This is a genomic window from Sphingopyxis sp. BE235, assembly GCF_031457175.1.
GTDB lineage: Bacteria > Pseudomonadota > Alphaproteobacteria > Sphingomonadales > Sphingomonadaceae > Sphingopyxis.
Map to the genome: position 1 here is coordinate 725,140 of NZ_JAVDWC010000001.1, position 18,698 is coordinate 743,837.

19 protein-coding genes are annotated in these 18,698 nt (G+C 64.8%); 13 read left to right on the forward strand and 6 right to left on the reverse strand.

Annotated elements, in window-relative coordinates:
- Positions 1 to 170 precede the first annotated feature (170 nt).
- The 3 genes from J2X38_RS03505 to J2X38_RS03515 are packed head-to-tail and all read left to right on the forward strand — an operon-like array spanning position 171 to position 2,649.
- On the forward strand, positions 171 to 1,097 hold the full coding sequence (locus J2X38_RS03505) for an alpha/beta hydrolase (protein WP_310251388.1): 927 nt from the start codon (positions 171 to 173) through the stop codon (positions 1,095 to 1,097).
- Positions 1,094 to 1,888 carry a nucleotidyltransferase family protein gene (locus J2X38_RS03510; RefSeq protein ID WP_310251390.1) on the forward strand — a complete coding sequence of 265 codons (795 nt, stop codon included), beginning with the start codon at positions 1,094 to 1,096 and terminating at the stop codon, positions 1,886 to 1,888. The genes J2X38_RS03505 and J2X38_RS03510 overlap by 4 nt, the downstream gene beginning before the upstream one ends.
- The gene (locus J2X38_RS03515; RefSeq protein WP_037517822.1) at positions 1,885 to 2,649 is read left to right on the forward strand and encodes a sugar phosphate nucleotidyltransferase; all 765 of its coding nucleotides are present in this window, start codon (positions 1,885 to 1,887) and stop codon (positions 2,647 to 2,649) included. Before J2X38_RS03510 ends, J2X38_RS03515 begins: the two co-directional genes overlap by 4 nt.
- On the opposite strand, the gene J2X38_RS03520 is transcribed toward J2X38_RS03515, so the two are convergent.
- The 5 genes from J2X38_RS03520 to J2X38_RS03540 are packed head-to-tail and all read right to left on the reverse strand — an operon-like array spanning position 2,637 to position 7,481.
- Positions 2,637 to 3,065, reverse strand: coding sequence for an HIT family protein (locus J2X38_RS03520; protein WP_058536930.1), 429 nt, complete (start codon positions 3,063 to 3,065; stop codon positions 2,637 to 2,639). The genes J2X38_RS03515 and J2X38_RS03520 overlap by 13 nt on opposite strands.
- The gene (locus tag J2X38_RS03525; protein ID WP_310251393.1) at positions 3,062 to 4,126 is read right to left on the reverse strand and encodes a CDP-alcohol phosphatidyltransferase family protein; all 1,065 of its coding nucleotides are present in this window, start codon (positions 4,124 to 4,126) and stop codon (positions 3,062 to 3,064) included. Before J2X38_RS03525 ends, J2X38_RS03520 begins: the two co-directional genes overlap by 4 nt.
- Positions 4,123 to 5,199, reverse strand: a complete 1,077-nt coding sequence (locus J2X38_RS03530; protein WP_310251395.1) for a glycosyl transferase — start codon at positions 5,197 to 5,199, stop codon at positions 4,123 to 4,125. Before J2X38_RS03530 ends, J2X38_RS03525 begins: the two co-directional genes overlap by 4 nt.
- A 45-nt stretch (positions 5,200 to 5,244) precedes the next feature.
- Complete coding sequence (locus J2X38_RS03535; RefSeq protein WP_310310741.1) at positions 5,245 to 5,940, reverse strand: HAD-IB family phosphatase; 696 nt, start codon at positions 5,938 to 5,940, stop codon at positions 5,245 to 5,247.
- Positions 5,941 to 5,942: 2 nt separating this feature from the next.
- The gene (locus tag J2X38_RS03540) at positions 5,943 to 7,481 is read right to left on the reverse strand and encodes an oligosaccharide flippase family protein (RefSeq protein ID WP_310251398.1); all 1,539 of its coding nucleotides are present in this window, start codon (positions 7,479 to 7,481) and stop codon (positions 5,943 to 5,945) included.
- A 128-nt stretch (positions 7,482 to 7,609) separates the two neighbouring features.
- Between J2X38_RS03540 and J2X38_RS03545 the strand changes: the two genes are divergently transcribed.
- From J2X38_RS03545 to zapE, 3 genes are read left to right on the forward strand one after another with little or no spacing between them, the layout of a single operon-like run.
- Positions 7,610 to 8,392: a succinate dehydrogenase iron-sulfur subunit gene (locus tag J2X38_RS03545; protein ID WP_310251401.1), complete on the forward strand. Its 783-nt coding sequence runs from the start codon at positions 7,610 to 7,612 to the stop codon at positions 8,390 to 8,392.
- A complete protein-coding gene (locus tag J2X38_RS03550; protein ID WP_310251402.1) occupies positions 8,389 to 8,880 on the forward strand; it encodes a PaaI family thioesterase in 492 nt (163 codons plus the stop codon). Before J2X38_RS03545 ends, J2X38_RS03550 begins: the two co-directional genes overlap by 4 nt.
- Positions 8,877 to 10,004: a cell division protein ZapE gene (zapE, locus tag J2X38_RS03555; RefSeq protein WP_310251404.1), complete on the forward strand. Its 1,128-nt coding sequence runs from the start codon at positions 8,877 to 8,879 to the stop codon at positions 10,002 to 10,004. Before J2X38_RS03550 ends, zapE begins: the two co-directional genes overlap by 4 nt.
- On the opposite strand, the gene J2X38_RS03560 is transcribed toward zapE, so the two are convergent.
- Positions 10,001 to 11,044, reverse strand: coding sequence for a hypothetical protein (locus J2X38_RS03560; protein WP_058536924.1), 1,044 nt, complete (start codon positions 11,042 to 11,044; stop codon positions 10,001 to 10,003). The two genes, zapE and J2X38_RS03560, sit on opposite strands and share 4 nt — an antisense overlap.
- A gap of 321 nt (positions 11,045 to 11,365) precedes the next feature.
- Here J2X38_RS03560 and mdh point away from each other — a divergent pair, with 321 nt between their 5' ends.
- The 7 genes from mdh (at position 11,366) to J2X38_RS03595 (ending at position 18,671) form a co-directional block, all read left to right on the forward strand.
- Complete coding sequence (mdh, locus tag J2X38_RS03565; RefSeq protein ID WP_310251406.1) at positions 11,366 to 12,328, forward strand: malate dehydrogenase; 963 nt, start codon at positions 11,366 to 11,368, stop codon at positions 12,326 to 12,328.
- Positions 12,325 to 12,930 (forward strand): hypothetical protein, encoded by a 606-nt coding sequence (locus tag J2X38_RS03570; RefSeq protein ID WP_310251408.1) that lies wholly within the window; start codon positions 12,325 to 12,327, stop codon positions 12,928 to 12,930. Before mdh ends, J2X38_RS03570 begins: the two co-directional genes overlap by 4 nt.
- A 2-nt stretch (positions 12,931 to 12,932) precedes the next feature.
- On the forward strand, positions 12,933 to 13,823 hold the full coding sequence (sucD, locus tag J2X38_RS03575) for a succinate--CoA ligase subunit alpha (RefSeq protein WP_037517798.1): 891 nt from the start codon (positions 12,933 to 12,935) through the stop codon (positions 13,821 to 13,823).
- Between the two features lie 68 nt (positions 13,824 to 13,891).
- Entirely contained in the window at positions 13,892 to 14,182 is a 291-nt protein-coding gene (locus tag J2X38_RS03580; protein WP_405053425.1) for a GIY-YIG nuclease family protein, read from the forward strand.
- Between the two features lie 81 nt (positions 14,183 to 14,263).
- The gene (locus J2X38_RS03585) at positions 14,264 to 17,086 is read left to right on the forward strand and encodes a 2-oxoglutarate dehydrogenase E1 component (RefSeq protein WP_310251413.1); all 2,823 of its coding nucleotides are present in this window, start codon (positions 14,264 to 14,266) and stop codon (positions 17,084 to 17,086) included.
- 21 nt (positions 17,087 to 17,107) lie between these two features.
- Positions 17,108 to 18,349 carry a 2-oxoglutarate dehydrogenase complex dihydrolipoyllysine-residue succinyltransferase gene (gene odhB / locus J2X38_RS03590; protein WP_310251414.1) on the forward strand — a complete coding sequence of 414 codons (1,242 nt, stop codon included), beginning with the start codon at positions 17,108 to 17,110 and terminating at the stop codon, positions 18,347 to 18,349.
- A gap of 4 nt (positions 18,350 to 18,353) precedes the next feature.
- On the forward strand, positions 18,354 to 18,671 hold the full coding sequence (locus tag J2X38_RS03595) for a hypothetical protein (protein WP_310251416.1): 318 nt from the start codon (positions 18,354 to 18,356) through the stop codon (positions 18,669 to 18,671).
- The last annotated feature ends 27 nt before the right edge of the window (positions 18,672 to 18,698 follow it).

Below are 18,698 nucleotides of genomic sequence, written 5' to 3' on the forward strand. Positions count from 1 at the left end.
CGGACTTGATCCGGGGTCCATCCCCGCCGGCGTTGGCCTTTGGATCCCGGATCAAGTCCGGGATGACGAAGATGATGGACATCCCGACGAGCAGGGGAGCCACCTTGTCCCGATCCTCGCCGCCCTGTAGGGCGCGAAAGATGGCGGGGCCGGTTTCCAAAGGACGACGGTTGATCAAAATCCTATTCGTGCTGCTGCTGCTCGTGCTGTTGTTCGGCGGCGGCGCCAAGATGATTGTCGCGGGCGGCGCGAAGTCGCTCAACATGGCCGACCGGTTGCTCGGGCAGGGTGATGGCGCGCGGTTGCTGCTCGCCGACCAGCCCTATGGCCGCGGTCCGCGCCAGTCGCTCGACATCTGGGTTCCCGAAAATGCCAAGGCGGACGACCGTCTGCCCGTCGTCGTCTTCTTTTATGGCGGCGGCTGGGAGAGCGGTGAGCGGGGCAGCTATGGTTTCGCCGGACGCGCGCTGGCGCGGCAGGGCTTCGTGGTCGTGATTCCCGACTATCGGCTCGTACCCAAAGCCTATTGGCCCGACTTTATCGAGGACAGTGCGGCGGCGGTCGCATGGACGCACGAGCATATCGCAAAGCTTGGCGGCGATCCCGACCGGATCGCGCTGATGGGCCATTCGGCGGGCGCCTATAATGCCGCGATGCTCGCGCTCGACCCGCAATGGCTGCGTGCGGTGAAGAGCGATCCGTCGATCATCCGCGGCGTCGCGGGGCTTGCCGGCCCCTATGACTTCTTGCCCATCGAAAAAGGGGGGCGCGGGGACAAGGCGATGGGCAAGGTCAAGCCGATCGAGAAAACCCAGCCGATCCACTTCGCGCGCGGCGATGCACCGCCGATGTGGCTCGCGACCGGTGACGAGGATGACACGGTGCGGCCGCGGAACAGCCAGAACCTCGCCGCCGCGATCGAGAAGGCGGGCGGCGCGGTGACGCTCCGCATCTATCCGGACATGGGGCATAGCGGCATCGTGATGGCGCTCGCCGCGCCGTTCCAGAACAAGGGGCCGGTGCTGGAGGAAGCGACCGATTTCCTGCGCGGCGTGACCGGCCGCCGCATTGCGCCCGCGTCGGAAGCGGCGCAGTGAACGCCCCGATCCCGGCGATTGTCCTCGCGGGCAGCCGGCCCGGTCCCGATCCGCTGTTGACCGGTAGCGGCGTGTCGACCAAGGCTTTACTGCCGATCGCGGGGCAGGCGATGCTCGTCCATGTGGTCAAGGCTCTGCGCGCTTCGCCCGAAGTCGGCCCAATCACAATCCTCGCACAGAAGAGTGCCGAGCTGGCGGCCGAGCCGGGGCTCGCTGGGCTTGCCGACCTGCATTTTGCCGATTCGGGGCAGGGCATCAGCAGTTCGCTCGCCGCGGCGCTGCCGCCGGGCGACGATCCGCTGCTCGTCACCACTGCCGACAATGTACTGCTGACCCCGACGATGATCGCCGAATTCCTGCGCGGCGCCGAAGATAGCGACGTCGCGGTCGCGATGGTCGAGCGCGACACATTGCTCGCGCGCTATCCGCAGTCGAAGCGTACCTGGCTGAAGTTCCGCGGCGGCTGGTGGTCGGGTGCGAACATGTTCCGGCTGCGCGGGCGCCGCGTGCTGCCCTTGCTCGATTTCTGGGGCCGCATCGAACGCGACCGCAAGAAGGGGCTGAAGATCATCGCGGCCTTCGGCCCGTGGCTGCTGATCGGCGCGCTGCTTCGCCTCTTCACGATCCAGCAGGGCGTTGCGCGCGCGGGCCTCCGTTTCGGCCTCAACGCGAAGGTCGTGCCGATGTCCGAGCCCGAGGCGTGCATCGATGCCGACAAGCCCGCCGACATCGAGTTGATCGAAGCGATATTTGCCGCACGCCGCCAAGGCGCTATAGGGCAGCCCCTATGACCATCGACAAAGCCATCATCCTGTCGGCCGGACAGGGTTCGCGCCTGCTGCCGCTGACCCGCGACATTCCCAAATGCCTGATCGAGTTCAACGGCCGCAGCCTCATCAGCTGGCAGGTCGCGGCGCTCGTCGCGAACGGCATCAAGGACATCGTCGTCGTCACGGGCTTTCGCACCGAACGCGTGGAGGATCATGCGCTGCAGCTCTATCGCGATACCGGCGCGCGTATCCGCACCCTGTTCAATCCCTTCTTTCAGGTCGCCGACAATCTTGGCACCTGCTGGATCGCGCGCGAGGAGATGGACCGCGATTTCATCATCCTCAACGGCGACACCATCATCTCGGACGAGATTGTCGCAAAGCTGATCGCGGGCGCAAACGAGCCGATCAATGTCACCGTCGACGTCAAGGCCGACTATGACGACGACGATATGAAGGTGAACCGCGACGCCGAAGGGCGCTTGCACCATATCGGCAAGCGGCTGCTGCCCCCCGATACCAATGCGGAGTCGATCGGCATGCTGGCGTTCGTCGGCGACGGCCCGTCGATCTTCCGCAACCAGGTCGACCAGATGATGCGCACCCCCGACGGGGTCGAGCGCTGGTATCTGCGCGCGATCGACATCATCGCCAAGGGCAACCGCGTCGGCACCGTGTCGATCGAGGGGCTCGAATGGCAGGAAGTCGACTTCCCGCAGGACGTCGAAGCCGCCGACGCGCTGACCGCGAAATGGGCCGAAGAAGGCCGCTACGCGAAATAGGGTTTGAGCCAGCCGGCGAGCGCGGCGACCTCTGCGTCGCCCAGCTTCACCGCTTGCCCAAGGTCGGGCTGCGCCGGCCAGCCCGCGTCGGCAATTGTCAGCCCCGCGCCCGAGCGTTCGCCCTCATAACGCGGCAGCACGTGGAAATGGACGTGCGGGTCGACCATCATCAGCATCAGATAGTTGATCTTCGCATAGCCGACCGCTTGCCCCAGCGCGGCCTCGATCGCGGCGGTCGCGGTCTTGAGTTCGGCATGCGCTTCGGCCGGCAAATCGCCGAACGCTGTCGCATCCGACTTTGCCGCGAGTATCAGCGCGCCGAGCGTCGGCTGCGCGGGGCGCAGCAACACGACCCAATGATCATATTCGGCAATCAGCGTCGCGGGATGGCCGAATTTGGCGATCGTGTCGTTCATGGCTGTGCTTCTTCCATCCAGCTGACGATCGGCCGACCCGAACGCTTTGCGGCATAAGCTTGCACCAGCCGCACCGCATGGACGACCAGCGATATGACGGTCCACCAGGCGAGCACGATCAGCCCGATGTCGGGGCGCCCCGCGAGCGTCGCGAAAAAGAGGATCGCGAAGTTCGGGTTACGGCGCGCGGTGATCAGGCGGAAATCGCTGTCGAACTTTTGCCAGACATGGATGTCCATGCCGAAGTCCTTGATGAACATCCCTTCGATCACGCGCTGGAGCACATAGCCCGCGACGACCGCGACCATGACCAGCAGGAAAGTCTGGTTCGACAGTGCAAGGCCCCATGTCCCAAGCCCGACGCCCCAGAAATACCACCAGAAGGGCGGGTGGATCAGGTCGACGCCATGGTCGGCGACATTGCCCCATTTTGACGATGTGATCGTGCAGCGTGCAAGCTTGCCGTCGACGGTGTCGAGCACCATGAAGATGAAACCCGCGAGCATACCGGTCCAATAATGGCCGTAGGCGAAGAGATAGGTCGCATAGATGCAGAGTGCCGCGCCGATCGCGGTGACCATGTTCGGGGTCATGCCGATGCTCGCGGCGCCGCGCGTCAGCCACAGCGCGAGTTCGGGCCACAGATATTTGGTGAGCGCATCGGTGACGCCCTTGTACGCGCCAAAATAGCTTTTCCGTTCGATCTCGCGGCGCGTTGCGGGGGTCAGCTCCCTGACGAATGGCTGTTCGAGCTTGCGAAGCTGGCGGTTGTAAAGCTTGCGCCCGTCCGACAGGTCGATGACCGTCGCGGCCATCGGGTCGCTGCCGGCCGGGACCTGTCCGATCACGGGAGCGCCACCCCAGGCGAAAACCGTACCCGGTTGTTCGATCACCCAACGCAGCAGCATCGGGTCGAAGACATAGGCGAGGTTGAAGACCAGTTCGTGACCCGGCGCGACCTGCTTGCCGTCCTTTTCCGCCATCCGGCGGCAGCGCTCGGCGTTGGTCATGCCCCAGATCGGGGTGCTGTTTTCGCCGAGCAGGCGGATCGGCGCGCTCATCGCGGCGTCCTTGCGAAATCGAGGATGATGTCGGCCTGCCGTATCGAGGCGGGGGTCGGGAACTGGTCGATGGAATCGTGCATGGCGGCTTCCTGAGCATCAACAAAGGTTGGTTGCAAGTCCGCAGCCCGGTCCAGCGCGGCGGGGAGTTCGGCGATATCTTCGATGACCTGACCCAAATGCCAGTGCGCGAACGCCGGATCGTCGCGCCACGCCAACCGGTCGAGGTTCAGGAAAATGCAGGGACGCGGGCGCAGCAGGAACTCGTAAACCTGGCTCGACACGTCGCCCAGATAGACATCGGAGCTCATCGTATAGCTCATGTCGATCGAATGGTGGCTGCCCATATCGACCCGGATATGCGGCGCGGTGGTCGTGATCGGGGACACGCGCTGCGCCAGTTTCGTATGCGGCGCGATGATGACGTTCCACCCCTCGAGCGCCTCGATCGCGGCGAGCACTTCGGGTCCGTGCGTCGGCCACGACGAGAGCTTCGCGTCGAAATGCGGATTGTAGAACAGGGTCGGCCGGTCATTATCGAAATAGCGCTGCCGCTCCGCGCATATTTCGAACTTGGCATAGCCGCCCACCAAGACATTGCCGGGTTCGGACAGCTTGTGTTCGATCATGCGCCGCCGGTCCTTTTCGCCGGCGACGAGGGTCAGGTCGATCAGCGCATGCCGCCCCCGATAACCGCCCGCGCGGTCGCCCGCGCCATGTTTGATCACGACGATGCGCGATGAAAAGCCCGGGACACGTTTCAGCCAGGCGCTCGAAATTTCGGTCGTGACCAGCACGGGAAAGCGCCGGATGACGGAATAATTGAGCAGCAAGGTCGCGAGCCGCGAGGGTTGGCGGAATAGCGAATCGGGACCAAAGGGCGGGCGGCGCAGTAGCACTGGTTCGAACAGGCCATCGGGATCGTAGCTGAGTATGAGATCGAGAATCTGGCGTGACGGCGACAAGATCGAAACCCTTACATCGTCGCGCTTCGCGAGTTCGAGCGCCGCCGGCAGCCAATGATAAAGCTGTTGTGCTTCGGCAAGGGCAAGGAAGGCGATAGGGGTCGGCAAGCTGTGCTCCGGTTGCGAGGAACTGGCGAAGGGGGCCGGGCGCATTCAACCGGGCCCGATTTCGAAATCCAGCGTCCGCCAGCCCTGCTGTGCGGCAAGACGGACCAGCTTGCGGCTGCGTCCGATCAGCCAGGATTCATGCGCCAGCACAAAGGTCGGGGCGTCGCTCGGGTGATCCGAATAGGCGCGGATATGCACCGCGCCACCGGCCGCGTTCGCATCGAGCCACTCGGTCACCCGGCGCGCTTTTTCGGCGCCATAGCAATTTCCGCCGTCGAGCAGCGGGAGCCAGCTGCCATCGGCGGCGCGCCGGTGTCGGGTCGCGACGATCGCGTCGAAACCCAGGGCTTCGGCGATCGCGCCGGCGTAGAATTCGGGCGCCGCGGTGGCCATCAGCAGCCGGTATCCCTCGGCGCGGTCGCGCGCGATACATGCCTTCGCGCCGGGCGGAACGTCGCCCGGCACGCGCCACGCCGCGAAATCGGCGGCGAGCTTATCGGCGCGGGCGGGGGCGATGCTGGCGCCGAGCATCACGCGAATCGCGGCGGGCTTGAACCGGTCGCGGCCATAGAGGCGCAGCGCATAGCCGATCATCAGCGCTGCGAGCGCCGGAAGCAACAGCACACGCCACCGCGCCTCGCGCCACGCCGCCCACAGCAGGAACAGCGTGAAGGTCGGCTTGCGCAGCACCGTGCGGTCGAGGTCGTAAATGGCGACACGGGTTGGAACCACGACGGTCATCTCTATGTGGTTTCGATCAGGCGCAGTTTGCGCGCCGTCTTGCCGAGCGAGGCGCGGTCCGCGAGCGGCAGGGCGAAGCGCAGCGCAAGCCAGATCGCAGCAACGGCGATGAGCGCGAGCAGCGGCAGCGAGATCGGGTCGGGCAAAAGGTCGGCGAGCACTGCCGCCACGCCGGCCACTCCGGTGATCGCGATCCCCCGCAAGGCTACTGGCAGGAATTGGGCGTCGAAGGGATGAAGCTTTTCGACGATCGCGAGCTGGAGCGTCGGGATGGCGGCCATCGAGACAAGGCCGATCGCGGTCGCGAGCGTTACGCCGGTCAGCGGATCGAGGTGCCCCACGATCAGCCATCCGGCACCCACCGCGAGGGCAACCCCGAAGATGCTGGCGGTAAGCTGTTGGCGGAAAGCGGCGACGACTTGAAGCACCGGCGCCGAAATACCGAGCACCGCTTCCGCGGCGCGCGCGAACAGCAGGATGACAAGTGCGGCTTGTGCCGCCTGCGCCTGATGGCCGAACAGCCCGAGCAGTGACGCGCTGCCCGCGGCGAGCACCGCGGCGAGCGGCAGCGCGATCGCCGAGATCAGCCGCGTCGCATAGGCATAGATGTCGGCGACCTGCCGCCGGTCCTCGCGTTCGGCGCTCGCGGCGAGCGGCGCCATCACATAGGTGAAGGCGATGCGTACCAGCTGGACGACGCTCGACAATTTTCGCGCGATCGTGAACAGGCCCGCCGCCGCCGCGCCCGCTGCGCCGGGGAGCAGCATGTTGAGGATGAGTGCGGGCGCATCGCCGAACAGCCGGGCGATGATGTTCGACGGCAGGATCGAAAGTCCGGCCCAGAAAGTGTTGCGCGCCGTCTCGCTGGCCCACGGTCCGCGCCACAGATCGGCGAAACTATAGTGTCGCGCGAGCAGCCGCACGCTGAGCGCCGCGGTGATCGCGAGCGAGCAAAGGTGCGCAATGAACAGCCCCTTGAGGCCGAAGCCACCGGCGAAAAACAGCGCCGCGAACACCAGTCGCAACATCTGTTCCCACACGATCCGCAGCCGGATTTCGGCGCCGAACACCATGCGCGCGCGCAGCGCCGACGTCGCGATTTCGACAAAGGCCCACAGCGGTAGCGCCCAGACGAAGATGCGGATCGCGGGGGTGACGAGTTCGCGGTCCTTCGCAGCGACGTTGAGCAGCGAACCGAGATCGGCGGCAAAAAGGGCGACCAGCGCGGCGACGATGATGCAAGGCCCGACGCCGAAAATCATGGCGGTGCGCAGCGCCGCCGCCGCCTCGGCATTGCCCGCCGATTGCGGCACGGTGCGCTGCATCGCGCTTGTCATGCCGAGGTCGAAGATATTTTCGAGCAGGTTCACCGCGGCCCAGAGCACGGCATAGAGACCATAGCCGGCGAGGCCGAACATCAGGACGTAAAGCGGCTGCGCGACGATCTCGACCACTGCGCCGAGGCGCGCCAGCACGGTCGTGCCAAGCCCGCGCGCGACGCTGCGGCTGGTTACGGCGGGTTTGGCGACGTCTTCGCTCATCCTTGCCGCACCTAGCGGCTCGTCCGCCGTGCCGCCAGCGGCTTTCGTGCGCGCATCCCGCTTCACCCCCTTGTCGACTCTTTCAATCGGGTCTAGGCAGCGCGCAATTGCATAGGGAACCCCGCGATATGGCCCAATTTGTCCTGCCCAAGAACAGCCGCCCGCAAAAGATGGGCAAGGTCCACAAGGCCGAAGGCGCCGCGGCGGTGAAGAAATTCAAAGTCTATCGCTACGACCCCGATAGCGGCCAGAACCCGCGTTTCGACACGTTCGAGATCGACACCGAAAAATGCGGTCCGATGGTGCTCGACGCGCTCATCAAGATGAAGAGCGAGCAGGATTCGTCGCTGACCTTCCGCCGTTCGTGCCGTGAGGGCATTTGCGGCAGCTGTTCGATGAACATGAACGGCAAGAACGGCCTCGCCTGCACGACCGCGATCGAGGATCTGAAGGGCGACATCACGATCACCCCGCTGCCGGCGATGGACGTGATCAAGGATCTCGTCCCTGATTTCACCCATTTTTATGCGCAATATGCGTCGATCGAGCCGTGGCTCAAGACCAAGACGACGACGCCGAGCGGCAAGGAACGGCTGCAGTCGCCCGCCGAACGCGAAAAGCTCGACGGACTTTACGAGTGCATCCTGTGCGCCTGCTGCTCGACGAGCTGCCCGAGCTATTGGTGGAACAGCGACAAGTTCCTTGGCCCCGCGATCTTGCTTCAGGCGTATCGCTGGCTCGCCGACAGCCGTGACGAGATGACCGGCGAACGGCTCGACGAGCTCGAAGATCCGTTCCGCCTTTATCGCTGCCACACGATCATGAACTGCGCCAATGCCTGCCCCAAGGGGCTGAGCCCCGCGCGTGCGATCGCCGAGATCAAGAAGCTCGAGGCCGAGCGGCAGGTGTGAACGACGGGATCGGGGAACCGAAGCGCCGCGACCATTTCAGCGCCGAGGAACTGGACGGCGGCTGGCTGAGCTGGGATCTCAAGGACCCGAGGCGCTTCAACAGCTTCATCGAACCGCTGACGGTGCGCGTCGAACCGCCGACGTCCGATGGCCGTCCGTGCGCACGGGTGCGCATGATCCCCGAACGCAAGCACAGCAACCTTGGCGATAACGTCCATGGCGCGGTGACGCTCGCGCTCGTCGACATTGCGCTCTTCGCGGCGTCGCACCAGTTCGGTTCGCTCAACGCGGGCCATTCGGTGACGCTCGACCTGTCGACGCAGTTCGTCGGTGCGGGCCGCGTCGGCGAACCGCTCGACGCCGTGGTCGAGCTGGTCCGCGAAACCGGCCGGCTGATCTTCCTGCGCGGCCTTGTCGTGCAGGGCGAGGGCGACAGCCATATCGTACTGACCTTCGCCGGGACGATCCGCAAGGCGAGCGCGAAGTGACCACCGTCCTTGCGGCCTATGACGCGCTTGGCGCGGCGGGCGAGCTTCGCCCCGACCCCGAACAGCGCGCCGCCGCCGAAAGGTTGAACCAGCTGCAGGCCGAGCTCGAAGCCGTGCCGAAGCGTGGCAGCCTGCTCTGGCGCCTCGCGGGCCGCAAGCCCGAGGCGCTGCGCGGCGTCTATCTGTGGGGCGCGGTCGGGCGCGGCAAGTCGATGTTGATGGATCTTTTCTACGACCATCTCGCCATCCAGCGGAAGCGGCGCGTCCATTTTCATGCGTTCATGCTCGACGTCCATGCGCGGATGCGCGAGGTGCGCAAGAGCGAGAGCGGCGATCCGATCCCGCTCGTCGCCGATGCGCTCGCCGAAAATACGCGCTGCCTCGCGTTCGACGAGATGGTGGTGAACAACAGTGCCGATGCGATGATCCTCTCGCGCCTGTTCACCGCGCTGATCGACCGCGGGGTGACGATGGTCGCGACGTCGAACCGGCCCCCGAAGGACCTCTACAAGGACGGGCTCAACCGCGAGCATTTCCTGCCCTTCATCGCGCTCGTCGAGGAACGGCTCGACGTGATGAGCCTCAACGGCCCGACCGATTATCGCCGCGACCGGCTGGGCGACGGCGCCCGCTGGTTCGTTCCCGCCGACGATGCCGCGAGCGCGGCGCTTTCGGCGGCTTTCTTCCGCCTCACCGACTATCCGCCCGAGGACCGCGCGCATGTCCCGACGCTCGAACTCGATGTCGGCGGCGGGCGGATGCTGCACGTGCCGAAGGCGCTGAAGGGCGTCGCGGTCTTTTCGTTCAAGCGCTTGTGCGGCGAGGCGCGCGGGGCCGCCGATTACCTCGCGGTCGCGCGGCATTTCCATACCGTCATCATCGTCGGCATCCCGCGCATGGGGCCGGAGAACCGCAACGAGGCGGCGCGCTTCGTGACGCTGATCGACGCGCTCTACGAATATAAGGTCAAGCTGCTGGCGAGCGCGGCGGCGATGCCCGACCAGCTTTACATCGCAGGCGACGGGGCGTTTGAATTCGAGCGCACGGCGAGCCGCCTCGCCGAAATGCAGTCGGATGACTATCTCGCGCTAGGCCACGGGTCTGCCGAAGGCGCGATCGCCTAGGCGATCGCGAGGACCAGGCCGCTGGCAATCTTTCCCCAACGTGACGAATTGACCGTCACGGAAATGAGATCGCGGACGTAGCGCACCTCATGCGCCAGATGGCCGTACGCCTGCTCGATCGTGCGGCGCAGCGTCCGCAGCGGCTTGGGCGCGGCGACTGCGATCCGCGCCGGGCGCTCGGGCGGTCCGGGTAAAGTCGCGAATCCCCCGCTGGTCACGCGGGTGTCGTCCGCGACGGCGCGGCATAGCGCCTCCATCCGCGAAATCGCCAAGCCGTTCGGGACTTCGCGGTCGCGGCTCAGCAGTTCGAAGCTGTGGCTGAAGGCCGAAAACTGGATCGCGCCGCTCGCCGCGCTGTGATCGAGCGCGTCGCGCATTTCCTCGTCGGACATCGCGCAAAGCTGCGCGGGGCGGAAGCGGCTGGCGCGGTCCATCAGCCCGCTGACCGGCACTTCGCACACGCCATGATGGATGCGCATGCCGAGATTGCCGGGGTCGAGCGAGATGTCGCAGCCATGACCCTGGTACGCGCCGTTGAAACTGCTGTCGAAGCGGAAACCGAGCGCGGCGAGCGCGCGCAGCGTGTCGTCGTTGGCGCCGAAATTTCCGGCACGGAACGCGGTCGGTTTCGGCGCGCCTGCCCCGACGAGGATGTCGCGCGCGAGCGCGATCAGTTTCTTCTGCGCCGAGAGCGGAAAATCGCCGATGTTGCGTCCGGTCAGGCGGCCGACCGGGTTGAAGCGCGCGAAGGCCAGCCATTCGGTGTGGATATGGACCTGCACCTCGTGCCCGCGTGCGACCACCGGCTGGACGATCGCGTCGACCACTTCGGGGCCGTAAACGAGCGCGGGCATCGGATCGATGAAGAACACGCCGGTAAGCCCGTGGCGCTCGAGCATGTCCATCTGGAAATGGATGCCGAAATCGCCATCGCGGCAGCGGCCGAGGATCGAGCTTTCGAAATTGGCGCGCGCATCGGCGCCGCGCTGGTAAAGGCCGGCCGACAATTCGGTGTCGAAGCTGATGATTGCCCGGGTCATTGTTCCCGCGCGTAGCATGGCAGCGATAAGGGAGGGTTAACCGATTCCTACGCGATCGCCGCGACGACGGGGCGTGCGGCCGCTTCGCGCTTGTCACATCCCGCGCCTATTCCCATCTGGAGAGCGTTGCGCAAGGCGACTTATAGTTATTGCGAACTATTAGCAAAGAAAGCCTGTTTTTCGTCCTTTTCGCGGTTGTTTCGTTAAGGGAATCGGCGTAGGGGCGTCGCCAGTCTTGGGACCGGAGCGGAGCTTTAGCCCGTGCTCCCGCCGGTCTGTGAACCAATTGCCGGGCTTGCCAGGAAGGGAGTGCCGCGCGCCATGGGACGCAAGAAGATCGCTTTGATCGGAGCCGGAAATATCGGCGGAACGTTGGCGCTGCTCGCCGCGCAAAAGGAACTCGGCGACGTCGTCCTGTTCGACGTCGTCGAAGGCGTGCCGCAGGGCAAGGCGCTCGACCTGTCGCAGGTCGCCCCGATTGCGGGCTTTGACGCGAAGATCACCGGCACGAACGACTATGCCGACATCGCCGGCGCCGACGTCATCATCGTCACCGCCGGTGTCGCCCGCAAGCCGGGCATGAGCCGCGACGATCTGCTCGGCATCAATCTGAAAGTGATGAAGGCCGTCGGCGAAGGCATCAAGGCCAACGCCCCCGACGCCTTTGTTATCTGCATCACCAACCCGCTCGACGCGATGGTCTGGGCGCTGCGCGAATTCTCGGGCCTCCCGCACAATAAGGTCGTCGGCATGGCCGGCGTGCTCGACTCCGCGCGCTTCAGCCACTTCATCGCCGACGAATTCGACGTGTCGGTGAAGGATGTGAACACCTTCGTCCTCGGCGGCCACGGCGACACGATGGTCCCCGTCGTGCGTTATTCGACGATCAACGGCATCCCCGTTCCCGATCTCGTCAAGATGGGCCTGTCGAGCCAGGACAAGATCGACGCGATCGTCAAGCGCACGCGCGGCGGCGGCGGCGAAATCGTCGCGCTGCTCGGCACCGGTTCGGCTTTCTATGCCCCCGCAGCCTCGGGCATCGCGATGGCCGAAGCCTATCTGGGCGACCAGAAGCGCATCCTGCCCTGTGCCGCTTATGTCGACGGCCAATATGGCCTCGACGGCCTTTATGTCGGCGTGCCGGTTCTGATCGGCGCGGGCGGCGTCGAGAAGATCGTCGAGATCGAACTCGACGATGAAGACAAGTCGGGCCTGCAGGTTTCGGTCGACGCGGTCAAGGAGCTGCTCGACGCGTGCAAGGCGCTGGATTCGTCGCTGGCATGAAGCGCCAAGCCATCGCTTTTTTCCTACCTCTCGCAATTGCATCCGCTGCGAGTGCAGCGGATGCAAATTATCCCGTCGTCGAAATTCTTGATGCATTCCGGGACGGCTGCGGTTCGTTGGAAAATCAGCAGATGGCTTCCGCATCACTGATTGCTGCCGGCTGGACGCCGATCTCAAGAAGCGAGGAAACGGGCCAGCTTGCCGTGTTTCTGAACTTCTCCCGCAAGGCAGCCTCGGAAGTTGCTGAATCGGGCGGCGTGGATGCGGGCGAAATCACCCCCTTCGCCAAAACGATAGCAGGTGAAGAAGTCTTCATGGTGCTCGACGAAGTAAAGGCTGACGGAAATCGAATTAGCGGTTGTCAGCTGTATGATTTCGGCGAGGAGCGCCCGATACCTGTCGAACAAGCAGGCTCTTGGTTAAAGCGCGCACCTTCTGAGATTAAGGAATTGCCTGAGGTTCGAACGGCGGAATGGTCGCCTGGAGTTCGTTCGGGCCATGATAGCTTCAAAATATTCTTCGTACCGGGCGATAGCCCGGCGAGGCAGATGTTCAATTTTTATGGCGTTGCCCTCAAAGCCGACACCTTAGGAGCCGAGTAAATATGTCCATCCTCATCGACAAAAACACCAAGGTCATCACGCAAGGGATGACCGGTGCCACCGGCACCTTCCACACCGAACAGGCGCTCGCCTATGGCACGCAGATGGTCGGCGGCGTGACGCCGGGCAAGGGCGGCACGACGCACATCGGCCTGCCGAACTTCAACACCGTTGAAGAAGCCAAGGCCGCGACCGGCGCGACCGCGAGCTGCATCTACGTGCCGCCGCCGTTCGCCGCCGACTCGATCCTTGAGGCGATCGACGCCGAGATGGAGCTGATCGTCTGCATCACCGAGGGCATTCCGGTGCTCGACATGGTCAAGGTGAAGCGTGCGCTGTCGGGTTCGAAATCGCGCCTGATCGGCCCGAACTGCCCCGGCGTGCTGACGCCGGGCGAGTGCAAGATCGGCATCATGCCCGGCAGCATCTTTTCGAAGGGCAGCGTCGGCGTCGTCTCGCGCTCGGGCACGCTCACCTATGAAGCGGTGTTCCAGACCACGAACGTCGGCCTTGGCCAGACGACGGCGGTCGGCATCGGCGGCGACCCGGTCAACGGCACCAACTTCATCGACGTGCTCGAACTCTTCCTCGCCGACGAAGCAACCAAGTCGATCATCATGATCGGCGAAATCGGCGGCGACGCCGAGGAGCAGGCTGCCCAGTTCCTGATCGACGAAGCCAAGCGCGGCCGCAAAAAGCCGATGGCCGGCTTCATCGCGGGCCGCACCGCGCCTCCGGGCCGCCGCATGGGCCATGCCGGTGCAATCGTGTCGGGCGGCAAGGGCGACGCCGAAAGCAAAATCGCGGCGATGGAAGCCGCGGGCATCAAGGTGTCGGCGAGCCCGTCGGAACTCGGCTCGACCCTCGCCGAAGTGCTGAAAGAACGCGTGTAATTCAGATCGCGCCGCTCTTTCATCGTGCCCCTGCGAAGGCAGGGGCCCATCTCCTGCCCGGGCGATGAATGAAGAGCGGCGCAGTCTATATCATGGCGAACCGCAAGAACGGCGCCATCTATACCGGATCGACATCGAAACTGGTGCAGCGGGTTTATCAGCACCGCACGATGTTGATCGAGGGTTTTACGAAGACCCATGGCTGTGTGCTTCTGGTGTGGTTTGAAGCGCATGAGGATTTGCAGGAAGCGCGAAGACGCGAACTGCAGATCAAGCGATGGAAACGAAGTTGGAAGGTGCGGATGATCGAGGAAACAAATCCCGATTGGCGGGATTTGTGGTTCGAGATTCAGGGCTGATGAAAATCTGCTCCGTCAGCACCATGTTTAGGCCCCAGGAGATGGGCCCCTGCCTTCGCAGGGGCACTGCGAGTTAAGACTATGAACCTCGAACGACAAAGCTTCGACATCGACGAGCCGCAAGCCGGCCCGAGCTGGGCGCCGAAGAACTGGCCCCAGATCGACAGCGACGACCTGACCGCCGCGCTCGACCCGCAGCAGATGCAGGTCGCGGTAAAGGCCGCCGCCGCCAAGGCGGGCGCCGCACTGTCGAAAGCCGAAGTCGAACGCGCGGCGGACGATTCGATCCGTGCGATGATGCTGATCCGCACCTATCGCGTGCGCGGGCATCTTGCCGCCAATCTCGATCCGCTCGGCCTCAGCCAGCGCGAGTTGCCCGCCGATTTGACCCCCGAATATCACGGCTTCGTCGGCGCCGACCTCGATCGTCCAGTTTACATCGGCGGGACGCTCGGCCTCGAAAAGGCGACGATTCGAGAGATCGTGGCGATCCTGCGCGCCAATTATTGCGGCAATGTCGGCCTCGAATATATGCACATCGCCGACATCGAGGAGCGCCAGTTCCTGCAGGAACGCATGGAAGGCGCCGACAAGATCATCGAATTTTCGGTCGAGGGCAAACGCGCCATCCTGAGCAAGGTGATCCAGGCCGAGGAGTGGGAGAAATTCCTCGCGCGCAAATATGTCGGCACCAAGCGCTTCGGCCTCGACGGCGGCGAGAGCATGATCCCCGCGATGGAAGCCATCATCAAATATGGCGCCCAATATGGCGTGCGCGAGATCGTCTATGGCATGGCGCACCGCGGGCGGCTCAACATGCTCGCGAACGTCATGGCGAAGCCGTATCAGGTGATCTTCCACGAATTCGCCGGCGGATCGGCGAACCCCGATGACATCGGCGGTTCGGGCGACGTCAAATATCACCTCGGCACCTCGACCGACCGCGAGTTCGGCGGCGCGTCGGTACATATGTCGCTCGTTCCCAACCCGTCGCACCTCGAAGCCGCCGACCCCGTCGTGCTCGGCAAGGTGCGCGCGCAACAGGTCGTGCGCGACGACCTCGCCAAGCATGAGCAGGTGCTGCCCGTGCTGATCCACGGCGACGCGGCGTTCGCGGGGCAGGGGATCGTCTGGGAATGCCTCGGCTTCTCGGGCATCCGCGGCTACAACACCGGCGGCTGTATCCACTTCATCGTCAACAACCAGATCGGCTTCACGACCAGCCCGCAATTCGCGCGCTCGTCACCCTATCCGTCGGACGTCGCGAAGGGCGTGATGGCGCCGATCCTGCACGTCAACGGCGACGATCCCGAGGCGGTGACCTTTGCGTGCAAGCTCGCGATCGATTTCCGCCAGCAGTTCAAGCGCGACGTCGTGATCGACATGTGGTGCTATCGCCGCTTCGGCCACAACGAGGGCGACGAGCCGTCGTTCACGCAGCCGCTGATGTACGCCGTCATTCGTCAGCATCCGCCGGTGTCGCAGCTTTGCGCCGCGAAGCTGGAGGCCGAAGGCGTGGTCGATGCGGGCTGGGCCGATGCCCGGCGCGCCGAATTCGTCGCGCGGCTCGAAGAGGATTTCGAAGCGGCGAAGAGCTACAAGCCCAACAAGGCCGACTGGTTCGCGGGCCGCTGGTCGGGGCTGCACGCCCCCGCCGATCCCGAAAACGCGCGCCGCAACATCGCGACGGGCGTGTCGGACAAATTGTTCGATTCGATCGGCCGCACGCTGACGACGATCCCCGACGACGTCGAGGTCCACAAGACGCTGCGCCGCGTGATCGATGCGCGCGGCGCGATGTTCGCGGACAAGAGCGACGGCGAAGTGTTCGACTGGGCGACCGCCGAGAGCCTCGCTTTCGGGACGCTGCTCAGTGAAGGCTATCAGGTCCGCCTGTCGGGTCAGGATTCGGGGCGCGGCACGTTCAGCCAGCGCCACGCCGTCTGGATCGATCAGAAGACCGAAGCCCGATATGTGCCGCTGACGACCGTGCCGCACGGCCGGTTCGAGGTGCTCGACAGCCCGCTGTCCGAATATGGCGTGCTCGGCTTCGAATATGGCTATGCGATGGCCGATCCGAAGAGCCTCGTGCTCTGGGAAGCGCAGTTCGGCGATTTCGCCAACGGCGCGCAGATCATGATCGACCAGTTTATCGCGTCGGGCGAAGCCAAGTGGCTGCGCGCCAACGGGCTCGTGATGCTGCTGCCGCACGGTTACGAAGGGCAGGGGCCCGAGCATAGCTCGGCGCGTCTCGAGCGCTTCCTGCAACTGTGCGCGGGCGACAATATCCAGGTGTGCAATATTTCGACCCCGTCGAACTATTTCCACGTCCTGCGCCGCCAGATGCTGCGCCCGTTCCGCAAGCCGATGATCATCATGACGCCGAAGTCGCTGCTTCGCCACAAGCTCGCGGTGTCGCAGCGTTCGGACTTCATCGGCGACGCGCATTTCCGCCGCCTGATGTCGGACCGTACGCCGCCGGCGGACAAGGACGTCAAGCGCGTCGTCCTCTGCTCGGGCAAGGTCGGTTACGACCTGATGGAAGCGCGCGATGCCGCGGGCCTCACCGACACGACGGTCGTCCGCGTCGAGCAGATCTATCCCTTCCCGGGTGAGCCGCTCGCCGTTCGCCTGAAGCGGATGCCGAACCTCGAAGAGGTGGTCTGGGCGCAGGAAGAGCCGCGCAACAACGGCGCATGGTTCTTCGTCAACGAACTGATCGAAGAGGCGCTGACCGATGCCGACAAGAAGGGCATGCGGCCGCGTTACGCGGGCCGCGCCGCCGCGGCGTCGCCCGCGACAGGCCTGATGAGCCGCCACCAGACCGAACAGTCGGCGCTTGTCGCCGACGCGCTCGGCCTGTCGGTTCGCGCCGAAATCCGCCGTACGAAGAATAAAGCTTAAGCCCCCCAAGGAACTGCACCTATGAGCACCGAAGTCAAAGTCCCCACGCTGGGCGAAAGCGTTACCGAAGCGACGATCGGCGAATGGCTGAAGAAGCCCGGCGAAGCCGTTGCGCTCGACGAGCCCATCGCGAGCCTTGAAACCGACAAGGTCGCGGTCGAAGTGCCGTCACCCGTCGCGGGCGTGATGGGCCAGCAACTCGCCGCGGTCGGCGACACGGTCAATGTCGGCGCAGCGATCGCGACGATCGAGGCTGGTGGTGCTGCTGCCGCTCCGGCACCCGCCGCTGCCCCGGCACCCGCGCCTGCCAAAGCTGAAGCCGCCGCGCCGGCTCCCGCGGCATCGGCAGCCCCGGCTGCCGATGGCGTCGACACCGTCACCACCATGTCGCCCGCGGTGCGCCGCCTCGTGCTCGAACATGGCGTCGACCCGACGAAGATCCAGGGCAGCGGCAAGGATGGCCGTCTGACCAAGGAAGATGTGCTCGCCGCCGCGAACAACGCGCCGGCTGCTGCCCCGGCCCCGGCTGCTGCCGCCGCGCCCGTCGCCACCGGCACCCCGGGCCGCCACGAAGAGCGTGTCAAGATGACGCGCATGCGCCAGACGATCGCCAAGCGCCTCAAGGCGGCGCAGGACACCGCCGCGATGCTGACGACGTTCAACGACGTCGACATGTCGGCGGTGATGGCGACGCGCGACAAATATCGAGAAAGCTTCGAAAAGAAGCATGGCGTGCGCTTGGGCTTTATGAGCTTCTTCACCAAGGCGGTCGCGCTCGCCGCGCATGACATTCCGGCGGTCAACGCGCGCATCGACGGCGACGAGATCGTCTATCACGACTATCTCGACGTCTCGGTCGCGGTCAGCGCGCCGAACGGCCTTGTCGTTCCCGTCGTGCGCAACGCCGACAGCCTGTCGTTCGCCGACATCGAGAAAGCGATCGCGGACCTCGGCAAGCGCGCCAAGGAAGGCACGCTGACGATGGACGACATGACCGGCGGCACCTTCACCATCTCGAACGGCGGCGTGTTCGGCGGCCTGATGTCGACCCCGATCATCAACCCGCCGCAGTCGGCAGTGCTCGGCCTCCACCGCATCGAGGATCGCCCGGTCGTGCGCAACGGCGAAATCGTGATCCGCCCGATGATGTACCTCGCGATGAGCTATGACCACCGCCTGATCGATGGCCGCGAGGCAGTGACCTTCCTGAAGACGATCAAGGAAGCGATCGAGGATCCGACGCGCCTGCTGATCGATCTTTGATCCGATGATGGCGCTCCCCCTCCGCGCGATTCTGTTCGTCGCTGCCGCTGCTGCCCTGGCGGGCTGCAGCGAGGGCGAAAGCCGCATGGCGAAGGGACTCGAGGAGGGACTGAGGACCAGTTTCGTCGAGAGCTTCGGCGAAACGTGCCGCGCCACGGCCGAGGGCGGCGGCGCGGCGGCGGGCCTCGCTGCCGAGGTCTGCAAATGTGCGGCCGGCGAATTGATCAAGAAATATCGCGCATCGGAACTGATCGGCCTGTCGCCCGAAATGGCGGCACCGGTTATGAAGTCATGCGCTGCGAAATCCGGGCTGCCCGTTTGAGCGGATTCGCTCGTTGACGGTGCCAGG